The following is a 756-nucleotide window of genomic DNA, read 5'->3' on the forward strand; positions in this document are numbered from 1 at the left end:
ATTCTTGATTTAGTTGACTTAGTGCCCTATAGCACGCGAACGAGTGGAAATACGCTGTTTGTATTGGTGGGCTCAGAGGGTGCTGGTGAAGCATACCAAGCTGTCGCGTCATCGCCAGAAGCAATGCCAGCAGCGAATACGTTTTCTAGGAAAGTTGCTGCGGATAGAAATGGCATAACCAATATTGACTTTCAGCGTGGTGAAAAGGGCGATGGCCAGATAGTCGTTAGCTTTGCTTCGCCTGACGTAGATATTGATATGTCAGAAGTGGGTGGCCATATTCAGTTACGCATGCCAAAGGTTGACTTACCTATGGGGCTTCGACAGCGTCTAGATGTTGTCGACTTTGCAACACCTGTTCGTCGTATTGATTCAGATATCGTTGATGGTGATGCCTTAATTAGAATTAAAGCTTCTGGTCATTATGATTACCTGGCTTACCAGGCTGATAATAAATTTACCGTGAGTGTTGAAGCGCTAACAGAAGAAGAAGTCGATCAGCGTAAAAAGGATAAGTTTCCGTTTACTGGTGAAAAGCTATCTTTGAACTTCCAGAATATTGAAGTGCGAGCTGTTCTTCAGTTAATTGCTGACTTTACCAGCCTTAACTTGGTTGCAAGTGATACCGTGGGTGGAAGTATTACCCTTCGTTTACAGAATGTACCTTGGGATCAGGCTCTAGAGCTGATTCTAAAAACAAAAGGATTAGATAAGCGAACGGTGGGTAATGTACTGCTTGTCGCTCCAGCCGAAGAA

General features: G+C 44.0%; 1 protein-coding gene. It reads left to right on the forward strand.

Features of this window, described 5'->3' with window-relative positions:
• The coding region (locus tag A3729_RS30330; protein ID WP_197476323.1) for an AMIN domain-containing protein at positions 1-756 on the forward strand (756 nt) is incomplete at both ends.

This window comes from Oleiphilus sp. HI0043 (assembly GCF_001634935.1).